Origin of the sequence: Enterococcus sp. 10F3_DIV0382 (assembly GCF_002140245.1) — a bacterium.
GTDB lineage: Bacteria > Bacillota > Bacilli > Lactobacillales > Enterococcaceae > Enterococcus_B > Enterococcus_B lactis.
The window spans coordinates 83515-85122 of the sequence record NZ_NGMF01000003.1 but is presented as its reverse complement, the minus strand read 5'-3'; the positions used below and the strand labels follow the sequence as shown (position 1 = coordinate 85122).

Annotated in this window: 2 pseudogenes; both read left to right on the top strand. The window is 34.6% G+C overall.

Annotated features, from left to right (window positions below):
- A pseudogene (locus tag A5849_RS13695) lies at nucleotides 1–790 on the top strand (primase C-terminal domain-containing protein); the annotation flags it as partial.
- A gap of 31 nt (nucleotides 791–821) precedes the next feature.
- Nucleotides 822–1608, top strand: a pseudogene (locus A5849_RS15280) (primase C-terminal domain-containing protein); the annotation flags it as partial.

Below are 1608 nucleotides of genomic sequence, written 5' to 3'. Positions count from 1 at the left end.
AACGGACAATGTAGAATTTTTTGATCCCAATTACCGTTATTCTTTCAAAGAATGGCAAGATTGGTCTTTCAAACAAACAGATAATAAGGCCTTTACTCGTTCAAGTCTAACGGTTTTAAGCGGTACAGAAGGCAAAAAACAAGTAGATGAACCCTGGTTTAATCTCTTATTGCACGAAACGAAATTTTCAGGAGAAAAGGGTTTAATAGGGCGTAATAACGTCATGTTTACCCTCTCTTTAGCCTACTTTAGTTCAGGCTATTCGATCGAAACGTGCGAATATAATATGTTTGAGTTTAATAATCGATTAGATCAACCCTTAGAAGAAAAAGAAGTAATCAAAATTGTTAGAAGTGCCTATTCAGAAAACTATCAAGGGGCTAATAGGGAATACATTACCATTCTTTGCAAAGCTTGGGTATCAAGTGATTTAACCAGTAAAGATTTATTTGTCCGTCAAGGGTGGTTTAAATTCAAGAAAAAAAGAAGCGAACGTCAACGTGTTCATTTGTCAGAATGGAAAGAAGATTTAATGGCTTATATTAGCGAAAAAAGCGATGTATACAAGCCTTATTTAGTGACGACCAAAAAAGAGATTAGAGAAGTGCTAGGCATTCCTGAACGGACATTAGATAAATTGCTGAAGGTACTGAAGGCGAATCAGGAAATTTTCTTTAAGATTAAACCAGGAAGAAATGGTGGCATTCAACTTGCTAGTGTTAAATCATTGTTGCTATCGATCATTAAAGTAAAAAAAGAAGAAAAAGAAAGCTATATAAAGGCTGTCTCTTATACACATCTAGATGTGTATAAGAGACAGTATCAAATCTGATAAAGGTTATCAAGCATATTTTGTTTTAGAAACGCCAGTCTATGTGACTTCAAAATCAGAATTTAAATCTGTCAAAGCAGCCAAAATAATCTCGCAAAATATCCGAGAATATTTTGGAAAGTCTTTGCCAGTTGATCTAACTTGCAATCATTTTGGGATTGCTCGTATACCAAGAACGGACAATGTAGAATTTTTTGATCCCAATTACCGTTATTCTTTCAAAGAATGGCAAGATTGGTCTTTCAAACAAACAGATAATAAGGCCTTTACTCGTTCAAGTCTAACGGTTTTAAGCGGTACAGAAGGCAAAAAACAAGTAGATGAACCCTGGTTTAATCTCTTATTGCACGAAACGAAATTTTCAGGAGAAAAGGGTTTAATAGGGCGTAATAACGTCATGTTTACCCTCTCTTTAGCCTACTTTAGTTCAGGCTATTCGATCGAAACGTGCGAATATAATATGTTTGAGTTTAATAATCGATTAGATCAACCCTTAGAAGAAAAAGAAGTAATCAAAATTGTTAGAAGTGCCTATTCAGAAAACTATCAAGGGGCTAATAGGGAATACATTACCATTCTTTGCAAAGCTTGGGTATCAAGTGATTTAACCAGTAAAGATTTATTTGTCCGTCAAGGGTGGTTTAAATTCAAGAAAAAAAGAAGCGAACGTCAACGTGTTCATTTGTCAGAATGGAAAGAAGATTTAATGGCTTATATTAGCGAAAAAAGCGATGTATACAAGCCTTATTTAGTGACGACCAAAAAAGAGATTAGAG